Raw genomic sequence first — 23,507 nt, forward strand, 5'->3', positions numbered from 1 at the left:
ACATACTGGTTTCCTCCTATACGATTGAAACGCGAAAAGGTTTCACGAAAATAATTTTTTCTGTCCGGAGGGGTCCCAATGGAACTGACAGATCTGTTTGAGATGCAGAAACGGCTGGATACATATATCGAAGAGAATAATGGTGTTGAACGGGATGTTTTTAGGGAGAAGCTGCTTGCCCTCACCGTTGAGCTGGCGGAACTGGCCAATGAGACACGGTGCTTTAAGTTCTGGAGCAGGAAGGGACCGTCCCCGAAGCCGGTGCTGATCGAGGAATATGTGGATTCCATCCATTTCCTGCTGTCGCTCGGGATTTTGAAGGGCATGGAGGATCTCCGGGAATGGCCGGAAGGGGAGGAGAAGGGTGACCTGACCGATCTGTTCATCCGGACTCAGCGGGCTGTACTCGACTTCGGTGAACGGCAGGACAGGGATTCGTATGAAGCTGTCTGGGTATTTTATCGCGCGATTGCGGAAACGCTCGGATTTACCGCAGATGAAATGATCCAAGCTTACCGGGAAAAGAATAATGAAAACTATGCCAGGCAACAGCGCGGTTATTGAAAAAAGGCCGGTCCGGAAAGCATTCTGTTCCGGACCGGCTTCATTTCGTTTAGACACAGCATGATAAAAGGGTTTATTGCTTCACCAGAATTTTGCCATTGTCTGATTCGAGTTTGACCGGGATGCGGCCGTCACCATAGAACGCCTCTTTTTTTCGTTCACCGAAAATTTCCACATGGCCATTATCGGTCCGGACACTGATTGAAGCATCAGAAGGTTTGACCATGGTGGCGACGATGACGCTGCCGTTGTCGGTTTTCAGGTCGATCGGATGGGTGATTTGTTCGACGGATAGTTCGATGCGCCCGTTATCCGTTCTGCCGGAAATGTCACCTTCGACATTATCCATTGTAATTCGTCCATTATCGGTCTCAGCCCATATCTGCGCTGAACGGATATGGGACAGTTGGATGCGGCCGTTGTCTGTCACGCACCGGAGCGTATCTGATTCAGTCTTGTTCATCTCAATCCGTCCATTGTCGGTTTTGACTTCAACCGAACGGAACGCACATTCCCTGACGGTGATGCGTCCATTATCGGAATGGGCAGCAAATTGTTTGGCCAGCTGCTGTTCGGCTGAAATCGAACCGTTATCCGTTCTGATCACAAGAGAGTCATAAAGCTTTTTCGGCAGATGAATGACCATCCGAAACAACGGGGAACTGCCGAAGCTGAACCAGCTTCTGATGCTGCGGCGTCCGACCAGGGTAATGCTCAGCTTGCCGTTTTGGACATCAGCGTCGAACTTCAGGTCTTTTCGGTTTCCGATCAGTTCAATCCGCGTGATTCCATCCTCTGACGGAATCACCCTGACTGCACCGGTTTCTGTCATGATTTGAGCAACTGTAAAATGCCCGCCCGGAATCTCGATCAGTTCATATTCATCACGCTGTTTGCTGCTCCGGATATCCCGTTCTTTCGTATCCGTAAATTCGGGATAAGCACTCAGAATATCAGAAGCGATACTTGTCGGGGAACCGAGGGAGGCAGCGATTTCTTGCTCACTTTTTCCATCGCGTACTCCTTCTTCGAAGTATTCATCCAGATCCCCCAGGACGTCCTCTTTCTCTTCCGCAGGCAAAGCTGTCAGCTCTTCACCAAGCGCACACAAGAACTGTTCCTTATTCATCTTTTCCATCCCCTCCGATCAGTTCGTTGACACTTTCAGTAAAGGTTCGCCACTCAGCAAGCAGGTCCTGCAGGTACGCCTGTCCTGCGATGGTCAGCCGGTAATATTTCCTCGGGGGTCCTTCGGAGGATTCTTTCAGGTAGGTCTCAAAATAACCTTCCTTTGTAAGCCTCCGGAGAAGGGTGTATACAGACCCTTCGGAGACTTCGATCCGCTTGGAGATCATCTGTACGAGTTCATAGCCGTACCGGTCCTGGCAGTCAAGCAGGGCCAGGACACACAGATTCAGCACCCCTTTTTTGAACTGAACATTCATCATCTCACCTGCCTGTATTTAGTACTGCACAAAGAACAGTACCGTATGAACATTATATTCCAGGCTACTGTTCATTGACAAGTACCAACCTGAAAAAAGAGCAGAACAGAATGAGTTCTGTTCTGCTACTCGGACCGCCCGAAAGGGAAAAATTCGGCCGGTTCATATTTCGGCATGTTTTGCGGATGGATTGCAAACAGATGGAAACCATCTATAGATACCGGATATGGCTCAAATGAATCCGGGGACAGGGCAAGGCGTTCCTGGGTTTTTCGCTTCTTGGCAATGGTGATGTGGGGAATGAACCGGTCTTTCGACGGAAGACCCATTACCGACGTCACAGCGCCTGCCACTTCTTTTTGGAGCTGTTCAAGGAGCAGGTTCTTCGTAACGGAAAGATAGGTCACACGAGGGCCGGAAGACGGGCCGAAAAAGTTGAACCCGTCAACTTCGATGGAAAAGGCGGAATGCTGTTCTGCAATGGAGCACAGACGGACAGAAAGCTTGGAAAGTTTCTGGTCATCACAGGCACCCAGGAAAAAAAGGGTGATGTGCAGATCTTCGGGATGGGAGACGACCTTGTAACGGTCTGCCAGACGGTGAAGTTCCAGATACTTTTCGGCAAGTGGCTGTACGCCTGAAGGGATGCGGATACCAAGAAAATAATGCTGCAAGCACAACGCCTCCTTTCGCTGGATTGCCTTTATTGTACCACCGGTTGTCGAAAACATCAGACAAATTTTTTGAGGTTTTGCATGGCTCCTGCGGTGAAAAAGAATAAGAGCCGGTTGCATCATGACGGAAAAATAAACAATGAGCCATGATTTCTGAATAAGTTAAGCTATGCTATGATGGGGAATAGAGAAGGAGGGACCCCCATGGCTTGGAATCAGGCTGCATTCGGCAGGCGGCTGAAGGCACTCCGGGAGCAAGAGGGGCTGTCCATGCTGGCTTTCGGCAAAGAGATCGGGACTTCCGCAAGCCGCATTAAGCACTGGGAGGAAGGCAAAAGCGCCCCTTCGGCCAGTTGGATCGTCACCATCTCCGAGCGGTTCGGAGTATCGGCAGAGAGCCTGCTGACCGGTGAACTGAAACGTGAAATAGAATCCGGTGCCACTGAGCCCGCATCAGCAGGCGGATCAGAGGAAGCCAATCTTGATGAACTGGCGGATTCACTCATCCGGGCAGGAGATAAGAGGTATGGGGAACGGGACGGACGGGAAAAGATGATTAAAGATATCACCGCCCGGCTGCCCGGGATGAGTGTACAGGATCTCAGGGAACTTCTGATTATCACTGTGCTTAAAAGCAGGTACGACTAAAAGTTTGGCGGCTTATCCGGGCACTTCGATAGAAATTTTTGCATGTTCATGGACACCCGTCCGTCCATCCCTTAAGATGGAACGAGAGTCACTGTAGGAAGGAGGTACATGAAGTGAAATTACTTCAAGTACGGAAGGGACAGTTTGTTTATTATCAAAACGAACTGCACAAAGTCTATACCATCAACCCGCTTGCCAAAAAATCTGTACACATGTACCGCATCAAAGACATGGAACAGGTGACAAGCAAGGCAGAAGAAATCACGCTTCACAGACCGAGCCACATGGATGCATTTATGTTCATGGGGCAATGGTATACGATTCGTGAAGATCTTGAGCCGGAAGTCGACGGGTACATCCTGGTCACAAAGCCGGATCCGGAACCGATGAGCCATTATGGTCTCAATGAATTTGAAAAAGTGGAGCAGATCGAGGGACGGACAGTCGTTACGGGCCGCCAGAATCCGATCAAGCGCAAGGAATTCGTTGTCCTGCAGGAAGGGCGTAACCCGGAAGCCCGGAACATCGCTTATCAGGACGATTCCCTTGTGTCCGAGGAGACACTTGCAGAAGATGCAAAGCTTGGGGCAAAGCTGTCCAGAACTCAGGAAATTCAGCCGAATATCGGAGACATTTATCTAAACCTGCATAATGGCGGCCGTTCGATGGTCGTCGCGGTCATGGGAGATGATGTCTGGCTCGGCCACGGCGAGAAACTGAAAATTGAAGACCTTCTTGACGCCGACCACTGGACACTGGTCTACGTGAATACCGAGTTCGTACTCTGACAGATCTGAACCTGCTCTGCCAACAGCGGGCAATGAACATAAAAAGCCATCACTCTCAAGAAGTGATGGCTTTTTGGTGTATTGAGGAAATATAATAAAGGACATTGCAAAAAGGGCATCACTCGGAAACACCGTTACCAGTCTTCCTCTTCCATCCTCATCTCTTCTGCGGCAAAGTTAAGGTCTTCCGCTGAGATGGTCAGCAACTCATAGTGGCCCTGTTCTGCAGCGGGAAGGGCGAGCCGGCGCAGCCATTTGGGTGACCCTTCGTTCTCTTCATCATAAACCAGAAGCAACCCGTCCGAATTGCGGAGCAGAAACTTATCCCGCTCCGAAAACTGCCACGGGCCCTCATAAGGCCGGTTCATCAGCACGGTTGTAAAATCCGCCTGTTCAAGAATGGATTCATAGGCCATCTTTTTGGAGTCGTCCCAGTTCTTCTCCTGCTCAAGGAACGGCGTAATCACTGCTACTTTCAGGCCGGAATATTCTTTGCGCAATTCAAATGCAGCTTCGGCAGCCCAGGTTTCGACACCGGGCTGTCCGCTGATAATCACCCACTCCAGGCCCTCATCTTCCAATAGGGCACGGATTCTGCCGGTGATCGCCCGGCGGATTACCGCGATTCCAGGATGCTTATCATTGAATATCCCAAGTTCGTGCGGCTTATAGCCGCTTACGAGCAGCCGTTTCAGCATCAGCGACATCCTTTCTGCAGAGAATAAATGAAAAAAGCCAGTCCGCAGAACGGACTGGCCGGTAGAAGTCAAAATAAGAAGCCGCCTTTGCCGTAGGAAAATTAGAAAGTTAAAAACCATCACTCCACAAAGTGGGTGTCCTCAGAGATGTTCCTGCACGTCTCCGGAATTAGTCCGGAGCTTATCATTCCGATCTCGTTTTTAAACTCCCTATTTCAGCTCAAAGGTTTAACTTTATAATCAATACGGTCAATGCAGCTTGTATTTAGAGTATAGGGCAAAATGGTCCGGGATGCAATGGAAATGTCTGGCGGTGGAAAAATCAGCCCATCTCCTGACTGATGGTGCAGTGGGGATACGTTGCCGTGTTATAATGGAAACAGTATGAAAAGCGGGGTGAACCGTTTGTTCAAGTCGGTGACGTTTTACACAGATCAGCTTGCCGCAATGCGGCGCTTTTATGGCAATATTCTTGAACTTGAAATCACGGAAAGAGCGGAAGATCGATTTACGGTCAGGATTGGTACGACCGATGTGACGTTTGTTGCCGGGGACCGGCCGGCATTTTACCATTTTGCAATCAACATCCCCGGCAATCAGTTTTCCATGCTGAAGTATTGGATCCAGGACAGGGTCCCGCTGAATTGGGAAGATGGTGTGGATGAGGTGTACTTCCGTGCCTTCGATGCCGACTCCATGTATTTCGAGGATCCGGCCGGCAACGTCGTCGAGCTGATCGGCAGAAGAAAAAAAGACGTTTATGGAGATATCACCCGTTCGTCATTCCTGAATCTCAGCGAGGTGGGACTCGTTGCACAGGACGTACAGCTGGCAGGGCAAAAATTGTTTGATGCGGGTCTGCCGCTCCGGGGCACGGATCTCGAGCCCGATGAACTGAACTTCATTGGCAGCGGCGACGCCTATTTCGTTTTGGTTCCTCAGGGGCGCAGATGGTATTTCTCCAAGAAAGACGCCGAAATCCATCCGCTTGCGGCCGTTTTGACCGACGGAACGGAATTCCGGCTGGATGCCTCAGGGCAGATCAGCCAGAGCAACTGCACAGAGTAAGACAGGGATCATATTTGGGAGTGTGTTTTAGGATGTTGGGACTGTTTAAGAAAAAATGTGGAATCTGCAAGCGCAAGACATCTCTTCTGCGCACATATCGCAGGGACCGCGGTCATGTCATCAAGGTTTGTCCGGCGTGCGGTGAGTATGCCGAGCGTCGTGCCTACAAGAAGGCCTGACCACGTGATTCATGGACAAAGGAAGTGGCGCAATGGAACGCGCATTATCTGCCGTTGAAGGAATGACTGGCATTCTGAAAGCTTCAGCGGGCAGCTTGGCAGTGGATAAGGGAGATTATCTGTTCCGGGAGGGTGAACAGGCTGAAGCGCTTTACTACGTGGAGACCGGAAAAGTCCGGGTGGGGAAAGTGACGCCTGACGGTCGCGAAATCACATTCCGGATCTGCGGTGAAGGGGACTTTATCGGTGAAGTCATGCCGTTTTGTCCGCCGGCAGCCTATACTGTGGAAGCGAAGGCGACGGAAGGTACAAAGGTTGCAGCCATACCGAAGGATCGCCTGGAGGAGCTGCTGTACCTGGAGCATGAGCTCGCGATTGCTTATATGAAATGGATGGGAGTCCTGCAGCAGCGGACGCAATCCAAGTTTCGGGACCTGATCCTTCACGGGAAAAAAGGCGCGTTGTATTCTACCCTCATCCGAATGTCCAACAGCTATGGGGTACCTGCAGAAGGTGGCGGAATCCTGATCGATCTCGAACTGACCAATCAGGAACTGGCCAATTTCTGCGGCATGGCCCGTGAAGTAGCCAACCGGATGCTGTCGGAACTGAAGCGGAACGGAAAGATCCGGATGGAGAATGGCCGGATTGTCCTGACCGACATCGGGTTCCTGCGCGCTGAGATGCACTGCGAGAACTGTCCGATGGAAATCTGCAGCATTGAATAAATGATCTTAATAAAGACCTCGGTTCTACCTTGTTAATATTTAATAATAATTCGAGGAGGGCTAATATGGGTTTCTTTGATCTAAAAGCAATTTGTGGTGTGTGTAATGACGAAGTTGGCTTGAATCGTGTAAAAGTAAAAAGATCAAACGCTTGGTTATGCCCTAGCTGTTTAAAAAAAGTTGGTGGGGCAATGGCAATAAATATAAATAAAACTACAATTGATGAGATTAATGCGATTATTCAAGACAAGGAAGACAAACTTGGTGATGATCCATTTTCACGAGCCGAAAATATGTACAAGTTTTGTAAAGAGAATAATTTTGGTTCCGGATTTAATGAGAAGTGGGGGGTAAAACACTTCAAAGTATTACAAGATAATTTAATCCGTGGTGAGAAAGTATTGATGACCTTTATCGGATTACACAATTATCAAACTACTACTAAGCATGATAGTAACTATGCCTATGCTATCACCAATAAACGAATTATTTTTGGTCAAAAATCTCTTACTGGTGAGAAATTCAAAGCAGTTAATCACGAAAGAATTAATGATGTTTCTTTTAATAAAGGAATGATTTTCGGGGTGTTAACTATTGATACACCTCAAGAGAAGTTTAATATAGCCCTAGATTCATCTTCTGCCTCATCCATTAACAATGCAATTCATGAAGTCTTGGATAAACTAAAGTCATCTGGTGATGAAGCAAGTTCCTTACAGTCCTCCAATTATGCTTCTTCTGCTGATGAAATTATTAAATTTAAAGGACTTTTAGATTCTGGCATTATAACTAAAGAAGAATTCGAAGCTAAAAAGAAACAATTACTTGGATTGTAATATATATTGGCTAGCTCTAAATGAATTTAAGCATCTTTTAGCTAAAACTATTGCAAGCAACACTTTTTAGAAAGATTGAAGCGGAGAGTCCGAGACACCTGCGGGAAAAGCGTTAGCCGAAGACCCCGCAGAGCGCAGCTCGAGGAGGCTAAGGCAACGCCCGCGGTAAGCGAGGACTCGTAGCGGAAATTCGATGGATTTTTAATCCACTGTCTTTAAGGGTACGATTTTTTTCATAGCCCCTGTCTTCAGTAGCCATTTGCTCTTACTGAAGACGGGGGTCTTTTTGTCTATTTTATTACAGAAGACCTAAAATCATCGGAAAACGTGTGATGTTTATCACAGTTCCCGGGTCCGGCGAATTTTAAGATGGGACTATAGAAACCGGTCGGGAGGGTTGGCGATGAAAAATAAGAAGAACCCGCACGAAGCAGATCTGAGGGGCACTCTCATCAGTGTTCTCACCGTCGGGATCCTCATTGCCGTAATGTGGTTTGCGGTCTACGCCATGTATGTGGCGCTATAACGAAAGGAGTGAAGGTCATGCACTTGCACAAGTTTGAGAAAATCTGGCTGATTTTCGGAATCGCCATGCTCGCCGTATTCCTTGGCATCGTCGGTGTTCAGGCTTTTACACAGGGACAGACACCGGCAGGAGGCATGAAGAAAATTGATCCTGAAAAGGTGGATGTGACGGCTCCGTTCGATGATCCGGGTGTCCATCAGATTGACGATGATACCTATGAAGTGGTGATCAAGGCAATGGCGTATGGATATGAGCCTTCGGAAATCAAAGTTCCGGCCGGTAAAGAAATCATCTTCAAAGTGACCAGCAAGGATGTCATACACAGCTTCACGATTCCCAACACGAAAGTAAACATGATGGTCGTCCCCGGACAGATCAATGAAAAACGCTATACCTTCAATGAGCCCGGGACGTTTCTGATTCTTTGCAATGAGTATTGCGGTACCGGCCATCACTTCATGCATACTGAAATCGAGGTGGTTGAGGAATGATTCTGCACTCTGAACGCGGACCTCTCGCAGGTCGTCGCACATCATCTGCTGTTGCAGCAACGGCTTCGGCATCCGAACGGAAACTCGCCCTCTGGAATATCGGTTTCGCCTATACAGCGTTTTTAATCGGCACCCTTTGCGGTCTGATCCAGGTGTTCATGCGCAATGAGATGATCGAACTGCCTGCATGGCTGGACTATTATCAGGTACTGACTGTCCATGGCGTGACACTTGCACTTGTCTATACAACATTTTTCATCTATGCCTTCCTCATAACAGGCATGAGCAGGTCCCTCGGAAGCTTCGGACCTAAAGTGGCCCGCTGGTCCTGGATTGGATTTTTCGTGGCCGCTGCCGGTACGGTGTGGGCAACCATTGAAATCCTGTCGGGCAGGGCAAGTGTCCTCTACACGTTTTATGCACCGCTTAAGGCGAGCGGCTGGTTCTACGTATCACTTGCTCTCCTGATCATCGGTACCTGGATCATCAGTTTCGCGCTGATCGCCCACTATGTGAAGTGGCGCAAAGCCAACCCGGGTGTCTTGAGTCCGCTGTTCGCATTCATGACCATCTCGACACTGGCCATGTGGATCATCGCCTGCCTCGGGGTTGTCGCCGCTGTTGTATTCATGTACATTCCTTGGGCATTCGGATGGGTGGATACAATCAATGTCGAACTGAGCCGGACGCTATTCTGGTTTTTCGGCCACCCGCTGGTCTACTTCTGGCTGCTTCCTGCCTATATGGCCTGGTATCTTGTCGTCCCGAAACTTCTGGGCACAAAAGTATTCAGTGATTCCCTGGCGCGCCTGTCATTCCTGCTCTTCATCCTGTTCTCCATACCGGTCGGCCTTCACCACCAGCTGACCGAGCCGGGTGTTGCTGATTTCTGGAAGTTCCTTCAGGTCACGCTCACCTTCATGGTCGTCATCCCGACGCTCATGACCGCGTTCTCGCTGTTTGCCACTTTCGAAATCTCCGGGCGCCAGAAAGGGGCGAAGGGGCTGTTCGGATGGGTCGGCAAGCTGCCTTGGAATGACATCCGCTTTACATCACTCTTTATCTCGATGGTGTTCTTTATCCCCGGCGGGGCAGGCGGGATCATCAACACCAGTTTCCAGCTGAATGAATTGGTCCACAACACGCTCTGGGTAGTCGGCCACTTCCACATCACTGTAGGTACTCCGGTCGCCATGACATTCATGGGCATCTCGTTCTGGCTGATTCCTTATCTGACAGGACGGACACTTACAAAGACGACCAAAAATCTTGCGTTTGTCCAGATCATTTCCTGGTCGGTCGGCATGCTCTTCATGTCCACCGCACAGCACGTACTCGGCCTGCTGGGTGCTCCGCGGCGGACGCAGCACTCCAATTACAGCGATCATCCTACGGTACTGGGCTGGTTTGACGGATTCTTCTCGAATACGTCGACTCTGGCTCTTGGCGGGATCATCCTGTTCTTCTCCGCAATGCTGCTCATGGTTATCGTGTTCCGGCTCTGGCTGATTGAACCTCGTTCCGAAAAAGGTGACCTGTATGCAGAATTTCCGATTGCGGAAAGCGATGCTTCGGCAACACCAAGATGGCTTGAAAACTGGTGGATCTGGATCGGCATCGCAGTCGCCCTGATCCTGCTTGCCTACACGTTCCCGATCACCCATATGATCCAGGATGCACCTCCGGGGTCCAAAGGCTTTATCAACTGGTAAGGAGATGAGAAAATGCTGCTTATGACTGTATCATTCATGATCGTTATGATCATCGCCATGGTAATTGCCATGGAGCTTGGATCAGAAAAGGAAATGTAAACTGCAAGCCTGTCCGGCATCGGACAGGCTTTTTTCATATTGCCGCATGGCCGGAAAACTGACACCATGGAACCAGGAAGAAAAAATGCCGTGAAAGGGAGTGACGGGATGATCGTCAGACGGGCTAAAGCGGGCGATGAGAGGGAAATGGCTTCAGTTCATGTGGCAAGTTGGAAGACAACCTATCGGGGAATCGTTTCAGAAGAATACCTGGAGTCGCTGAAGATAGAGGAGCGGGAGGAGAGCTGGAAGAAAGGAATCATTCACACAAAGGCATTTGTCGCTGAAGAGGAGCGGGGCATTGTCGGTTTTGCCAATGGCGGACCTGAACGGTCGGGCAGCTATCCTGACTATGACGGGGAATTGTATGCCATCTACCTGTTGAAAGAATGCCAGGGCCAGGGTACCGGGCAAAATCTTGTCCGACAGGTTGCAGGTGCCTTGAAGAAGGCCGGATTCCGTTCGCTTTTGGTCAGGGTTCTGCAAAATAATCCTTCGAGACATTTTTATGAAGCTTTGGGCGGCATACCGATTGGGACAGAGGAGATTGAAATAGGCGGAGACCGGTATTCGGAACTGGTTTATGGATGGCCTGACCTGAATATTCTTATTGGAAAGGACGAATCGGGTGGCTTTTAATGTTACTAATCAGGAGCGGGAACAGACATTGAAAAACTTGTTTAAAAAGGGGCCGGACGGGCCGCTCGATGTCTTTCCTTCGAAAGAGAAAAGAAAATTCATTGTGGCTGAGCATCGCGCCGGTCGGTTCGAAAAAGGAAAATCTTATCATGAACGGGAAGTTAATGAAATTCTGATGCTTGCATATCCGGACTTTGCAACGATCCGAAGGTTTCTGATCGATTACGGAATGATGGAGCGGTCGGAGGACGGCCGGGTGTACCGAAGGACAGAACAGCGCTGAGTGGGTGTCCGACGGTCCTTTGTAAGACGTCTTGAAGCTGCCCCACAGGAGTGGTACAATGCTGTCCTGTTTTCTGCGAAGACATAGGGTGTGAGGGGGAGTGCCATGGGGGCAAACAATCATCCGGATTATTCGGAAGAAATGGAACGGCTGGAATATACCAAGGAATATATGCAGCGTCTGCTCGCTGAAACCGAACGGGAAGCGGCGAAGTCAAGGGAGAATATCCGCCAGTCCATGGGAGATCTTGAGCACTTGGACTCGAGCCAAAGCTACATCAATATCCTGACGAATGCTCGATTCTTTGAGATGGCAGCAGGGCGGAAGGAAGAGATGGAAGCTGTTCTTCAGAATCCTTACTTTGCCAGGATCCATTTCAAAAAAGAAGGGGAAGGGGCCGAACTGCTCTACATCGGCAAGACGTCGCTGTTTCACAGGGAAACGCAGGAGCCGGTCATTGTGGACTGGCGCTCTCCGGTTGCAAACGTCTATTATGACGGGCGCATCGGGGATGTCACCTACGAGGTGAACGGGGAAGAAAACCGCGGACATTTGTATGCCAAACGCCAGTACAAGATCGAAGGCGGTACCCTGAAGGATATCCGTGATATCGACTTGACGACGAATGATGAACTTCTCCAGGAGGCACTGTCCGGAAAGGCGGACGTCCGACTGACGGAAATCGTTTCGACCATTCAGAAAGAGCAGAATGAAATCATCCGTGCCAACCTGAAGCGGCCGATCATCGTCCAGGGAGCGGCAGGAAGCGGCAAAACGACAATCGCCCTTCATCGTATTTCCTATTTCCTCTATACAATGGGCGGTAATTTTCCCCCGGAGAAATTGATGATCCTCGCACCGAGTGAACTGTTCATCGGTTATATTTCGGATGTCTTGCCTGAACTGGGCGTTGATAAAATCCGTCAGACCACTTTCGAGACATTTGTGCTCGGGGCGACCGGCCTGAAGCTGAAGGTGGCAGATCCAAACAGGAAACTGGAGCGGCTTGCAGAGGGAAGCGCAGTGGACAGCAATACGCTACTTCTCTCTCGGCTGAAGGGGTCCCTTGCTTACCGGGATGCCCTTGACCGATATGTGGCCATGATTGAAAAAGAAACCGCGCTCTTGTTTGAAGATGTGTTTATCGAGAAGTTCCGGATCATTAAAAAAGAACGGCTCAGGCGGCTTTTCCTCAATGAATTCAGTTACCTGCCTCTTCAGAAGCGTCTTGACCGGATTGCCGGCATCCTCAAAACGGAAACAGCCAGAAAGCGGAAGGAAATCCTTGCCACGCTGACCGTCCGTTACGAGCAGGCTTTGGACAAGGCGCTGTTCGGCATCCGGGATGACCGGCGGCGGCGCGAACAGACGACCCGTCTGATCGATGAGCGGGATGTGCGTCTTCCGGCCATCGAGCGGGAGGGGAAGAAGACAGCAGCCACCTATATGAAGCGTTTTCGCGCCTACAATATCAAACAGCTTTACCGCAGATGGTGTACAGATGAAGAGTTCATCCGAAAAACCGCCTGTGATTGGACAGAAACGGAAAGGGAGGTTTGTGTAAAGGCAGCGGGCGAAGAACGTTGGGAGACCGAGGATCTGGCGGCCCTGCTTTATTTGCAGGCACGCCTCAAGGGGATACCTGATGAGTGGAAGATGCGTTCGGTCTTCATCGATGAAGCCCAGGATTACAGTGCATTCCAACTGGCTGCCCTCCGGGATGCCCTGGATACAGACATGTTCACCATTGTCGGGGACCTTGCGCAGGGGATCCATTCCTACCGGTCCGTTCGGGACTGGGAGACGGTGCGGAACCTGTTTCCGCGCGCTGCCTACCGGACACTCCAGAAAAGCTACCGGACGACCGCAGAAATTATGGAATCCGCAAACAAGGTGCTCGGCGGGCTGGCTGCCGGCCTTCCGCTCGTTGAACCGGTTGTCCGGCACGGACCTCAACCGGAAGTGCACCAGGCTGAGACATTTGATCCCGAAGCGGTGCATGAACTTTACCGGGCAATACGTTCCAGAGGCCACCGGTCGGTTGCACTGATCACGAAGACTGCGCGAGAGGCGGCGGATATGTTTGCCGGCCTTGCCGGTGGGGATGGTGAAGTGATGCTCCTCAGCCAGGGATCCGTGCCTGAATCAGGCCGCCTTCTCATCGTACCCGGGCATCTGGCAAAGGGTCTGGAGTTTGATGCCGTGATGGTCGCTGCATTCAGTGACCCGTTCAGGGATGAAGAACTGGACCGTAAGCTGCTGTATGTGGCAATGACCCGGCCGATGCACGAACTGCACCTGATCGGCGATTTCAGTGCGCTTCTGGGCCGCCGCTCAGATCAGGAGAATCCAGACCGCATGTAATAGGAACACCGTGACATATACGGTGAGGGCCCCGTTCATGAGGATCCGGACAGGCCGCGATTCTCCGATTGCATGGGATAAGACGACCAGGATCGCGGGAAGTGCGAGTTTCACCGCGAAGAAATAGGCAGGCTCAACCTTCAGTAAGGCATCCATGAGGGGGTTGGCTTCCCGGATGTAGCCTCCCGCAATCCCGGTGAGTGTTAAATAAGTATCTGCCACGGATAGGAGCAGAAGGAGAATGGAGGGGTGCAAGAGTGTATCGGTTTTCATTGCCGGACCACCTTATCGTTTTAATCCATCCTGCCCGCGGTGCATTGATTTCAGCCCTGTTCTTGTAGATTTCATGAACACGGGCAAGTCAACTTTACAATCTTTAACACAGCCCTTACACTCTCGACATGTTGTGCGGTTAGAGTATGAGGGGAAACAGGCAGCAATTTTCCCCGTCAGAGAAACCACACAAAAAGGAGAGATTTCATGACAGGAAAACCGGCAATGTCCATGGCTGGGCTTACGGCAGGTCAGGAAGCAGGTGCTGTGAGGATGGTGAGCATCATGTCCTACAATATCGCCCACGGCCGAGGGATGGACGGCAGGGTGGATCTTGGACGGATCGCCCGGGTGATCCGCTCAAGCGGAGCGGACATCATCGCTCTGCAGGAAGTAGACAGCCACTATTCCGGCCGTAGCGGCTTCAGGGATCAGGCTGCCTGCCTTGCCGAAATGCTGGACATGTCGTACAGCTACGGACCGAACCTGGTCGAGCCGCCGCTCATTCCCGGACAGCCGGCCAGAAAATACGGCAATGCGGTCCTCAGCCGTTTTCCGATCAAATATGCGGTGAATCACGCTTACCGGGAGGTTGATAAACCTCCGGAAGGTTCAGAGCCAAGGGGGGTACTGGAAACTGTAATTGATCTGGGCGAAACGTATCTTAGCGTGTTCAATACCCATCTGGCCCTGCATGAAGAAGGACTCCGGTCGAATATCGGCGAGCTGCTGGAAATCGCAGAAGGTACGCTTTTCCCGGCAGTAATCGCCGGAGACTTTAATGCTGTCCCGGACCACCCGGAGATCCAAAGAGTACGATTAAGATTCCGGGATGCATTTGACGGAGTCAGGCTGGAAGAATCCCTGACGTACCCGAGCCGCTTTAAAGGCGCTTCCGGTATTGATTCAGAGCCTGAATCCAGAATCGACTATCTTTTCTACAAGGGAGTGGAGGGGACCCGCAATGCGCGAGTCATTGACACCCACGCATCCGACCATATGCCGATCGTGGCGGAACTCGCCATTCCTTTTGCAGCAGAAAAGACCAGCCGGAAGGCGCTAATGCCAAACTGAAAAGACTATCCATCGAGGACCGCACCTGCGGTCTTTTTTGCGTCCAAGGGAAGGATTCAGAGGCTGCCGGTCGAAAGGTTATAGAGAACGGCCCGTTAACGGGTGTAGGAGGGATTTTGTATGAAACGGATCGGATTTGTCCGCCATGGCGTGACCACGTGGAATCAGGAACGGAAATGGCAGGGACATTCGGATATCCCGCTTGCTCCTGAAGGCATCGCCGAAGCGGAAAAAGCAGCGGTCCGTCTGGCGGATGAAGATTGGGAAATCATCTACGCCAGTCCGCTGAAGCGTGCGCTCAGGACTGCAGAAATCATCAGCAAAGAAAACCCGGGCATTCCGCTGGTCACCGATGACCGGCTGGTTGAAGTGTACGGCGGCCAGCTGGAAGGGACGACGGAACAGGACCGGGTCGAGAGATGGGGCAGCGAGTGGCGTTCACTTCTGCCTTCGCTCGGAATGGAGCCCGATGAAGATATGGTGGCCCGGGGAGTGGAACTTCTTGAAGAAATCAGGAAGCGGCCCGAAGAAAATGTGCTCCTGGTCACTCACGGCGGTTTTATCAGGCGGCTGCTTCAGGCAGTGGTTCCTGACCTGGAGCAGTCAGACCGGATTCTCAATACGTCAGTGACTGTCGTAGAGATGCAAGATGACCGGAACCTGTGCACGCTATATAACTGCACGAAGCATCTGTCGGATGCCTGATCCCCAAAAGCCCGGAAGACTCGACGTCTTCCGGGCTTTAAACTTTGCTGCTGTAGAAAATATGGCGAAGGGAGAATCCGGTACCCGCTGTCTCAAGGATCCCAAATGAAAACTCCGGCTGCCTCCGTTTATCGGTCGGAGAGCCGGGATTGAACAGGACGATCCCATCGTGCCGTTCGTGATAGGGGATATGGGAATGGCCGAAGAGAATAATATCCGGCTGTTCTTCCCTGAACGTCTCCAGAGCGCGTAGTGGCGTCGTCTTGCCTTTCCCGTCCCCATGAACGAGAGAGACCGCAATGCCATCAAAGATAAAACGTTTTTCTCTGCCGAACAGTTCCCTGATTTCCGGGGAGTCGGCATTTCCGTATACGCCATCGACCGGTGCAAAGCGCTTTAGCTCGTGTAAAACCTCAAGCGTCTGCCAATCTCCTGTATGGATGATCCCATCTGCGGTTTCAAGCTCTGCGATGAGCCTTGGGGGCAGGGCTTTGGCCATGCGGGGCATATGGGTATCACCCAGGATGACAATCTTCATGTGGCTCCATCCAAGCCCAGAGCAATTAGAATCTGTTCCGGTCCGTGGACAGGTGCGCGGCACACGTTACTTTCGCAGACAAAGGCGGTCAGCGGATGGCGGTCATCTGTTTTTCCTGAGGTCAGGCGGATAAGCGGTCCATTGTCATCCGCCGGCTCTGTCCAGACGTCAAACGGCAGGAAAGTTGCCCGAAGCGCTTCGAGCAGTTCTTCACGATTTTCCGGGTGACTGCCGGTGACGACAATTTCACGTCCGCCGGCCTCGAATGCCATCCTTGCCATGAGCAGGCCGAGCGTGCCGTTCGGGTATTGGTCCGCTTCTCCCGCGAATTCCGACATAATGGCTTCCGATCTGCTGATCCAGCGCTCATCCGCGGTCAGCTTGCCGATCCTCCACAGCTGCATGGCGGCAATGCCATTGCCTGACGGCAGGGCGCCATCGAGAATATCCTTGCTTCTTGTGAGAAGCGTTTCTCCTTCCCGGTCGGTGAAGAAGAAGGCTCCGGGACCGTCTGCAAAACGTTCTTCCAGGATGCCGGCAAGACGCACAGCTTCTGAGGCGTACCGTTCTTGTCCGGTTGCCTGGTGAAGCTCGAGCTGCCCCCAGATCAGGTAAGCATAGTCATCCAGGTAAGCATGGAACCGGGCTTCCCCGTCACGCCATCTGGCAAAAAGGTAGTCTCCGGCATCAAGATGTTCGCCGATAAAATCCGCTGCCTGCTTTGCCGCCTCGACCATGCCGGAATCGGAAAACGCCGCACCGGCTTTTGCCAAAGCCGCAATCATGAGGCCATTCCAGGAGGTGAGGATCTTGTCATCAAGATGCGGATAAATCCTCTTCTCCCGGTACGCCAGCATTTTCGGCAGGGATTCGTCCAGGATGCGTTCCACTTCCTCTTCTGAAATCCCGAATTCGCTTGTCACGGCTTCCAGTTCGAGACCGACCATATTCGGAATGCTTTTGCCCTCGAAATTCCCGCCCGGCGTGATGTCATATACTGCGCAGACGATCTCTGCCTCTTTTTCATCAAGGAGGGAGAACACTTCTTCTTCCGTCCACAGGTAGTAGGTGCCCTCCGCACCCTCGCTGTCCGCATCAAGCGCAGAATAGAATCCGCCTTCGGGATGGGTCATTTCACGGCTGATAAAACTGAACAGATCCTTCACGATCCCCTCATAGCGGGCATCGCCGGAAATCTGGAAGGCTTCTGTATACGCCATCATGAGCATGGCCTGATCGTACAGCATCTTCTCAAAGTGGGGGACGAGCCAGTATTCGTCGACGGAGTAACGGGCAAACCCGGACCCGATCTGGTCATAGATTCCGCCTGAGGCCATCGCATCCAGCGTCCGGTCCGCCATCTCGAATGCCATTGGCTCACCATGCCATTCGAAGTAGCGGAACAGATAAAGAAGCTGATGGGGCGACGGGAATTTTGGCGCGCCGCCGAATCCTCCGTAGACGCCGTCATACAGCCGCGCCAACTGACCGAATGCCTGATGGAGCGTGGATGCGGGGATTTCCCCGTTTCCCGGTTCGGCACGGACTTCCAGTGCTTCTTTCATCCGGTTGCCGATCTCATTGACCCGCTCCGGATCATTGGTATACACATCGTGCAGTTGAGGCAGGACGTCCATCATGCCCGGCCTGCCGTACTTGCCCGTTTTCGGGAAATAGGTGCCGATATAGAATGGCTTCTGGTCAGGGGTGAGAAAGGCGCTCAGCGGCCATCCGCCCTGGCCGGTCAACTTCATGCAGGCCTCCATGTAGATGGCGTCAATATCCGGACGTTCCTCACGATCCACCTTGACGGGGATAAAGTACTCATTGATGAGCGCTGCAACTTCTTCGTCCTCGAACGATTCATGGGCCATCACATGGCACCAATGACATGTGGAATAGCCGATCGAGACAAAGACCGGCTTGTTCTCTTCCTTCGCTCTCCGGAAAGCTTCTTCTCCCCATGGATACCAGTCAACAGGGTTTTGGGCGTGCTGAAGAAGATAGGGGGACTTTTCGTTGATTAATCGGTTCGTTTGATTGGAATCGCTCATTTTCCCACTCCTTCCTAGTCCAAGTATAGCCTGTTATGCGCCAGGCAAAAACAAATGCCCGGAAAGTTGACAGGATCTGCATGGAACAGGTTCATTCCGCATACCTTCACATGAAGAAGAACTTGTCCACTGCATGAGATATCGCCATATACGATGGAGGGGTAGCCGCATGAATGTAATCATAGAACCGGTCAGGCCGAAAAAGAACGAGCCTGAAGCGATCGGGACAGGTTTGTCAGATGAAGAAGTCAGGCTGAGGCAGGAAGAACACGGATTTAATGAGCTGCAGGAAGAGAAGCGGAAAAGTGCCGGCGCCGTATTCGTAGACCAATTCAAAGATTTCCTGGTGATTATCTTAAATATTGCCGCCATCATCTCCGCGTTCCTGGGAGAAGTGGAAAGTTCGATTGTCATTCTGACAGTTGTCCTGCTGAATGCGGCGCTGGGTACCATCCAGCACGTTAAAGCGGAAAAATCGTTGAACAGTCTGAAGGCCTTGGCGGCTCCGTCTGCAAATGTCATGAGAAATGGCAAGGTCGTTCAGATTCCATCGCGTGAAGTCGTGACCGGTGACCTTTTGATTATCAACGCCGGAGACTATATTTGTGCGGACGCCCGCATATTGGAGAGCCACAGCCTCCTCATCAACGAAAGTTCCCTGACCGGCGAATCAGTACCGGCAGAAAAAAGTGCGGACTTCGTTCCGGCAGACCATGTCGCACTTGGCGATAGGAAAAACATGGCGTTTTCAGGGAGTTTTGTGACAAACGGCAGAGGCAAAGCGGTTGTGACGGCGATCGGCATGGATACAGAAATCGGAAAGATTGCGGATCTGCTCGAAAACGCCAAGGAAAAAAGCACCCCGCTCCAGGAAAGGCTGGATCAATTCGGAAAAGCGCTGGCCATCGGAATCACGGTGATCTGCCTGATCGTTTTCGGATTGGATGTCATTCGCGGGCGTGAACTGGCGGATTCGTTCATGTTCGCCGTCTCCCTTGCGGTCGCCGCCATTCCTGAGGCGCTGAGCTCCATTGTGACCATCGTCCTCGCCTTCGGGACACAAAAGATGGCAAAAGAAAATGCCATCATCCGTAAACTGCATGCGGTTGAGAGCCTGGGAAATATATCGGTGATCTGTTCAGACAAAACAGGGACACTGACCCAGAACAAAATGACGGTTCAGCATTTCTACACGGATGGGAAGATTATCGGCTCCGATCAGTTGCAGCCCGGCAATAAACAGCACGAAAAGCTGCTGCGCATGGCCTTACTGTGCAATGACGCCGTGACCGCAGGAGAACAGGAAATCGGAGACCCGACAGAAATCGCTCTCGTCAACATCGGCAAGCAATACGGATTTAATGAAAGGATGGAGCGGGAGCAGAATGAACGCATCGGAGAGATGCCTTTTGATTCCCGCAGGAAGTTCATGTCGACGATTCACCGCATCGGCCATAAGCAGGTGATGATCACCAAAGGCGCAACAGATGTCCTGATTCCCAGAATCAGCCGCATCGAGACGGCAGGCGGAGTTCAGGTCATCACTCTGCAACAGATTGAATCAATCAGGCAGGCCGCACATTCGTTTGCTGATGGGGGACTGCGTGTCCTTGCACTTGCTTATAAGGAAGTCTTCCCGCTGAAAACAGGTGCCGTCCAAGAAGAGGGACTGACTTTTCTGGGGCTGATCGCCATGATGGACCCACCGAGGGAAGAAACCGAACAGGCGGTGGAAGATTGTATCATGGCCGGGGTCAAGCCCGTCATGATCACTGGTGACCACAAAATTACCGCCATCGCGATAGCCGGACAGATCGGGATTTTAAATGACCCCTCCGAGGCGATAGAAGGGAAAGACATTGAAAAACTGTCTGATGAGGAATTAAAGGACCAGATTGAACAATATTCCGTTTATGCACGGGTCTCCCCGGAACACAAAATCAGGATTGTAAGAGCCTGGCAGGAAAAGGGGAACGTGGTCGCCATGACCGGTGATGGCGTGAATGATGCACCGGCACTCAAGCAGGCGGACATCGGAGTGGCCATGGGGATGGCCGGAACGGAAGTGGCCAAGGATGCATCCTCGATGGTTCTGACCGATGATAACTTTTCAACGATCGTAAAAGCGGTATCCAATGGCCGGAGCATGTATAACAATATCAAAAATGCCATCCAGTTTTTATTGTCCGGAAATGCAGGGGCGATATTCGTCGTGATGTACGCTTCTCTTCTGGCACTCCCGGTACCTTTCCTTCCGGCCCACCTTCTGTTTATCAATCTGCTGACGGACAGCTTGCCGGCCATTGCCATCGGACTGGAGCCGCATGGCAAAAAAGTGATGAAGGAAAAACCGAGGGACAAGGAAGAAGGATTGTTCAGCAAGCGGGATGTCATGCAGATCAGCCTGGAAGGCCTGCTGATTGCCGCTGTCACGATCATTGCTTTCCAGTATGGATTAACTGCGGGGGGGCCCGCAGATGCCACCACGATGGCTTTTGCCACGCTGTGCCTCGCACGGCTGTTCCACGGATTCAACTGCCGCTCAAAAGACTCCATTTTCAGGATCGGAATTTTTTCCAACATCGCCTGCTGGACCGCTTTTCTGATCGGCGTTATCCTCCTGAATCTCGTTTTGACGCTTGGTCTGTTCGAAGTGGCTCCGCTTGGCAAGGAACAGCTATATATGGTCTACGGACTGGCATTTGTTCCTTTCGTTATCATCCAGACGGGTAAATTGCTTTTCGTGAAATCATAAAGAATAACAGCAACCTTTCCGAATTCTACCCGCGTCCAAAGGTAGAATTCGGTTATTTATTTGAATCGATGTGTTGACCCTAACGTAACGTCAGACCTTATACTGGGTTCAGGAAATGAAGGAGGAGGTCGAGATGCTCCGAAAAGTAAAGGAAGTTGCAGAACTGACCGGTATCAGTATCCGGACACTTCATCATTACGACCGAATCGGCCTGTTATCACCCGAACAGGTGACAGAGGCAGGCTACCGGCAGTACTCAGACCGTGACCTGGAAACGCTCCAGCAGATTCTGTTTTTCAGGGAACTCGGTTTTCAGCTGAAGCGCATCGGTGAAATTTTGAAAAGCCCGGAATTTGACAGGGAAGAGGCCCTTTTGCTGCAGCGTGAGGCCCTGCTTGAAAAAAGGGCGAGGCTTGATCGGATGATCGGGACTCTGGAGAAAACCATACAAGACGCGAAAGGAGAAATTGAAATGACGGATAAAGAGAAGTTCGAGGGATTTGACTTCACAAATAATCCATACGAGGACGAAGCCCGGCGGCGCTGGGGAGACGAGGCGGTCGACCGGTCCAATCAGGCACTGGCAAACATGGGGCCGGAAGGGCAAAAGCAGACCGGCGAACAGATGGAAGCCTTGTTCCGGAAACTTGCCGCCATGAGAAATCAGGATCCTGATTCGGAAGAAGTCCAGCAGGCAATCGGCGAATGGCATGCGTTCCTGAACAGCATGGGGCACACCTATTCACCTGAAGCCTTCAAGGGGCTTGGGCAACTGTATATCCAGGATGAGCGGTTCACCCGAAACATGGACAAATTCGGTGACGGGTTTGCCCGATTCATGGCAGAAGCGATGGGAATCCGGTCTGATCGGCTTCAAGGCTGATTGTACAAATAATAAAAGGCTTTCCGGATAATGAATCCGGAAAGCCTTTTTCTATGGCGGCATCTCACACGAGATAAACCGCAAAATTCAGGATGAAGAGGACAGCGATCACGTAGAGCGGCTTGGCGACCTCGCGTGCCCGCCCGCTTGCCAGCTTCAGAATCGGATAGAGAATGAACCCGACCGCGACGCCATCAGCAATGCTCTGGGTAAACGGAATCATGGCGATCAGGAAGATCGCAGGAAATGCCTCAGTCAGGTCAGATGTCTCCAGGTCGGTGATATTCTGGACCATCAGTCCGCCGATAATCAGTAGAATCGGCGCAATGGCGTTGTCCGGAATATACTGGATGACCGGGATAAAGAAGACCGACAGCAGGAATAGAATACCTGCTGTGACTGCGCTGAGTCCGGTCCGGCCGCCTGCCGCGATGACGGCGCCCGTTTCTGCGGTTGCCACGGGCGTGCTCGAGCCGAACAATCCTGACAGCATGGCGGACAGCGAAGTCGCCTGTAATGCCCGCTCCGCCTTTTCCGGACGGCCTGCTGCTGCGGTGTGTGACTGAACAAGGCCGATGTTCTCGAAGACGGTCACCATCGTCAGGGAAAACGTCCCGACGATAAACGCCATGGAGAGAACACTGTCAAACGACCAGGCAGCAAACACATCGCCATAAGAAGCAAGGGAGATGTCATCGTTCCCGGAACCGTCAGGCATAATGCCGAACAGTGCCGCGATGGCGGTTCCCGCGATCATCGCCCAGAGAAAGTGTCCCGTGATGTTTCTCAGAAACAGAACGAGTGCGATGAGCAGCGTCAGGACCGTGGCGATCAGTCTGGGATCGGACAGGTCGCCCAGTGCGATCATTGAACTTGTGCCGCGGTCGATGATGCCGCCTTTCTCCAGGCCGATAAAAATCAGGAACAGCCCGATTCCTACCGTAATGGCCACCTTCAGGGATTGTGGAATCACCCGATTCAGGATGGCTCCCAGCTTCGTGAATGCAACAGCCACGAACAAAATGCCGGAGATGAACACAAGCGTCAGCGCCGCCCGATAATCCAGGCCCATCGAGTGGACAAACGTGTAGGTGAACATGACGTTGATGCCCATACCCGGTACGAGGAGGATTGGCGCATTTGCCCACAAGCCCATGAGGAGACAGCCCACGAACGAAATCAGAATCGTGGCGATCATGGCGCCTTCCAGCGGCATACCGGACTCGGCCAGAATAAACGAGTTGACCGCAATGATGTAGGCGATCGTAAAGAAGCCGACCAGACCGGCCATCACTTCCGTCCGGATGTTCGTACCGTGTCCCTTCAAATCAAAAAGATCTTTTTTCATACAGAAAACCTGCTATTCAGTTATCCCTCTCCCAACCCGCTTCACTCCATTAATGGAGCAAGCCACAATTCTTTATTATACACTGATTTTCCGGATATTTAAAGCCCCCCTCCGCAATAGCGGAAGGGGGGAGGC

The 23,507-nt window shown here is 51.7% G+C and carries 24 protein-coding genes and 1 other RNA gene; 16 read left to right on the forward strand and 9 right to left on the reverse strand.

From position 1 onward, the window contains the following. The first annotated feature begins 78 nt into the window (after positions 1-78). Entirely contained in the window at positions 79-564 is a 486-nt protein-coding gene (locus AV656_RS00695; protein ID WP_063177852.1) for a dUTP diphosphatase, read from the forward strand. A gap of 73 nt (positions 565-637) precedes the next feature. On the opposite strand, the gene AV656_RS00700 is transcribed toward AV656_RS00695, so the two are convergent. The 3 genes from AV656_RS00700 to thpR form a co-directional block, all read right to left on the reverse strand. Continuing rightward, positions 638-1,693 (reverse strand): DUF4097 family beta strand repeat-containing protein, encoded by a 1,056-nt coding sequence (locus AV656_RS00700; protein ID WP_063177853.1) that lies wholly within the window; start codon positions 1,691-1,693, stop codon positions 638-640. Continuing rightward, positions 1,686-2,009 (reverse strand): PadR family transcriptional regulator, encoded by a 324-nt coding sequence (locus AV656_RS00705; protein WP_063177854.1) that lies wholly within the window; start codon positions 2,007-2,009, stop codon positions 1,686-1,688. The genes AV656_RS00700 and AV656_RS00705 overlap by 8 nt, the downstream gene beginning before the upstream one ends. Positions 2,010-2,134: 125 nt before the next feature. Then, entirely contained in the window at positions 2,135-2,683 is a 549-nt protein-coding gene (gene thpR, locus AV656_RS00710) for an RNA 2',3'-cyclic phosphodiesterase (protein WP_063177855.1), read from the reverse strand. A 204-nt stretch (positions 2,684-2,887) separates the two neighbouring features. On the opposite strand from thpR, the gene AV656_RS00715 reads away from it, so the two are divergent. Both AV656_RS00715 and AV656_RS00720 read left to right on the forward strand, forming a co-directional pair. Further along, complete coding sequence (locus tag AV656_RS00715) at positions 2,888-3,331, forward strand: helix-turn-helix domain-containing protein (protein ID WP_063177856.1); 444 nt, start codon at positions 2,888-2,890, stop codon at positions 3,329-3,331. 113 nt (positions 3,332-3,444) lie between these two features. Further along, the gene (locus AV656_RS00720; protein ID WP_063177858.1) at positions 3,445-4,119 is read left to right on the forward strand and encodes a hypothetical protein; all 675 of its coding nucleotides are present in this window, start codon (positions 3,445-3,447) and stop codon (positions 4,117-4,119) included. Between the two features lie 134 nt (positions 4,120-4,253). Here AV656_RS00720 and AV656_RS00725 read toward each other — a convergent pair whose 3' ends face one another. Beyond that, positions 4,254-4,817, reverse strand: coding sequence for an SLOG family protein (locus tag AV656_RS00725; RefSeq protein WP_063178837.1), 564 nt, complete (start codon positions 4,815-4,817; stop codon positions 4,254-4,256). Between the two features lie 74 nt (positions 4,818-4,891). Then, positions 4,892-5,081: non-coding RNA, 6S RNA (gene ssrS, locus AV656_RS00730), on the reverse strand. Between the two features lie 141 nt (positions 5,082-5,222). Here ssrS and AV656_RS00735 point away from each other — a divergent pair. The 9 genes from AV656_RS00735 (at position 5,223) to helD (ending at position 13,742) form a co-directional block, all read left to right on the forward strand. Then, positions 5,223-5,885, forward strand: coding sequence for a hypothetical protein (locus AV656_RS00735; RefSeq protein ID WP_156484770.1), 663 nt, complete (start codon positions 5,223-5,225; stop codon positions 5,883-5,885). A 211-nt stretch (positions 5,886-6,096) separates the two neighbouring features. Continuing rightward, positions 6,097-6,792, forward strand: coding sequence for a Crp/Fnr family transcriptional regulator (locus AV656_RS00740; RefSeq protein WP_082818546.1), 696 nt, complete (start codon positions 6,097-6,099; stop codon positions 6,790-6,792). A 65-nt stretch (positions 6,793-6,857) separates the two neighbouring features. Then, positions 6,858-7,628 carry a PH domain-containing protein gene (locus AV656_RS00745; RefSeq protein ID WP_063177862.1) on the forward strand — a complete coding sequence of 257 codons (771 nt, stop codon included), beginning with the start codon at positions 6,858-6,860 and terminating at the stop codon, positions 7,626-7,628. Between the two features lie 403 nt (positions 7,629-8,031). Further along, positions 8,032-8,154: a cytochrome C oxidase subunit II gene (locus AV656_RS16460; protein ID WP_197462179.1), complete on the forward strand. Its 123-nt coding sequence runs from the start codon at positions 8,032-8,034 to the stop codon at positions 8,152-8,154. Between the two features lie 17 nt (positions 8,155-8,171). Further along, positions 8,172-8,645 carry a cytochrome c oxidase subunit II gene (locus AV656_RS00750; RefSeq protein ID WP_063177864.1) on the forward strand — a complete coding sequence of 158 codons (474 nt, stop codon included), beginning with the start codon at positions 8,172-8,174 and terminating at the stop codon, positions 8,643-8,645. Next, positions 8,642-10,357: a b(o/a)3-type cytochrome-c oxidase subunit 1 gene (locus AV656_RS00755; RefSeq protein WP_231877210.1), complete on the forward strand. Its 1,716-nt coding sequence runs from the start codon at positions 8,642-8,644 to the stop codon at positions 10,355-10,357. The genes AV656_RS00750 and AV656_RS00755 overlap by 4 nt, the downstream gene beginning before the upstream one ends. Before the next feature lie 207 nt (positions 10,358-10,564). Further along, the gene (locus AV656_RS00760) at positions 10,565-11,095 is read left to right on the forward strand and encodes a GNAT family N-acetyltransferase (RefSeq protein ID WP_082818547.1); all 531 of its coding nucleotides are present in this window, start codon (positions 10,565-10,567) and stop codon (positions 11,093-11,095) included. A gap of 28 nt (positions 11,096-11,123) precedes the next feature. Beyond that, positions 11,124-11,378, forward strand: coding sequence for a DUF2087 domain-containing protein (locus tag AV656_RS00765; protein WP_231877211.1), 255 nt, complete (start codon positions 11,124-11,126; stop codon positions 11,376-11,378). A gap of 105 nt (positions 11,379-11,483) precedes the next feature. Then, positions 11,484-13,742 carry an RNA polymerase recycling motor HelD gene (helD, locus tag AV656_RS00770; RefSeq protein ID WP_063177868.1) on the forward strand — a complete coding sequence of 753 codons (2,259 nt, stop codon included), beginning with the start codon at positions 11,484-11,486 and terminating at the stop codon, positions 13,740-13,742. On the opposite strand, the gene AV656_RS00775 is transcribed toward helD, so the two are convergent. Further along, a complete protein-coding gene (locus AV656_RS00775) occupies positions 13,713-14,015 on the reverse strand; it encodes a DUF5658 family protein (RefSeq protein WP_063177870.1) in 303 nt (100 codons plus the stop codon). The genes helD and AV656_RS00775 overlap by 30 nt on opposite strands. Before the next feature lie 207 nt (positions 14,016-14,222). On the opposite strand from AV656_RS00775, the gene AV656_RS00780 reads away from it, so the two are divergent. Further along, a complete protein-coding gene (locus AV656_RS00780) occupies positions 14,223-15,089 on the forward strand; it encodes an endonuclease/exonuclease/phosphatase family protein (RefSeq protein ID WP_063177872.1) in 867 nt (288 codons plus the stop codon). Between the two features lie 120 nt (positions 15,090-15,209). Further along, the gene (locus AV656_RS00785; RefSeq protein ID WP_063177874.1) at positions 15,210-15,794 is read left to right on the forward strand and encodes a histidine phosphatase family protein; all 585 of its coding nucleotides are present in this window, start codon (positions 15,210-15,212) and stop codon (positions 15,792-15,794) included. Positions 15,795-15,831: 37 nt separating this feature from the next. On the opposite strand, the gene AV656_RS00790 is transcribed toward AV656_RS00785, so the two are convergent. Beyond that, on the reverse strand, positions 15,832-16,332 hold the full coding sequence (locus tag AV656_RS00790; RefSeq protein ID WP_063177876.1) for a metallophosphoesterase family protein: 501 nt from the start codon (positions 16,330-16,332) through the stop codon (positions 15,832-15,834). Continuing rightward, positions 16,329-18,386 carry a thioredoxin domain-containing protein gene (locus tag AV656_RS00795; RefSeq protein ID WP_063177878.1) on the reverse strand — a complete coding sequence of 686 codons (2,058 nt, stop codon included), beginning with the start codon at positions 18,384-18,386 and terminating at the stop codon, positions 16,329-16,331. The genes AV656_RS00790 and AV656_RS00795 overlap by 4 nt, the downstream gene beginning before the upstream one ends. Before the next feature lie 169 nt (positions 18,387-18,555). Here AV656_RS00795 and AV656_RS00800 point away from each other — a divergent pair, with 169 nt between their 5' ends. Both AV656_RS00800 and AV656_RS00805 read left to right on the forward strand, forming a co-directional pair. Further along, on the forward strand, positions 18,556-21,141 hold the full coding sequence (locus tag AV656_RS00800; protein ID WP_063177880.1) for a cation-translocating P-type ATPase: 2,586 nt from the start codon (positions 18,556-18,558) through the stop codon (positions 21,139-21,141). A gap of 133 nt (positions 21,142-21,274) precedes the next feature. Then, positions 21,275-22,024: a MerR family transcriptional regulator gene (locus AV656_RS00805; protein ID WP_063177882.1), complete on the forward strand. Its 750-nt coding sequence runs from the start codon at positions 21,275-21,277 to the stop codon at positions 22,022-22,024. Positions 22,025-22,088: 64 nt separating this feature from the next. Here AV656_RS00805 and AV656_RS00810 read toward each other — a convergent pair whose 3' ends face one another. Further along, complete coding sequence (locus AV656_RS00810; protein WP_063177883.1) at positions 22,089-23,372, reverse strand: NCS2 family permease; 1,284 nt, start codon at positions 23,370-23,372, stop codon at positions 22,089-22,091. Positions 23,373-23,507: the final 135 nt, after the last annotated feature.

The organism is Bhargavaea cecembensis, from assembly GCF_001619585.1.
In the GTDB taxonomy this organism is placed as follows: Bacteria; Bacillota; Bacilli; order Bacillales_A; family Planococcaceae; genus Bhargavaea; species Bhargavaea cecembensis_A.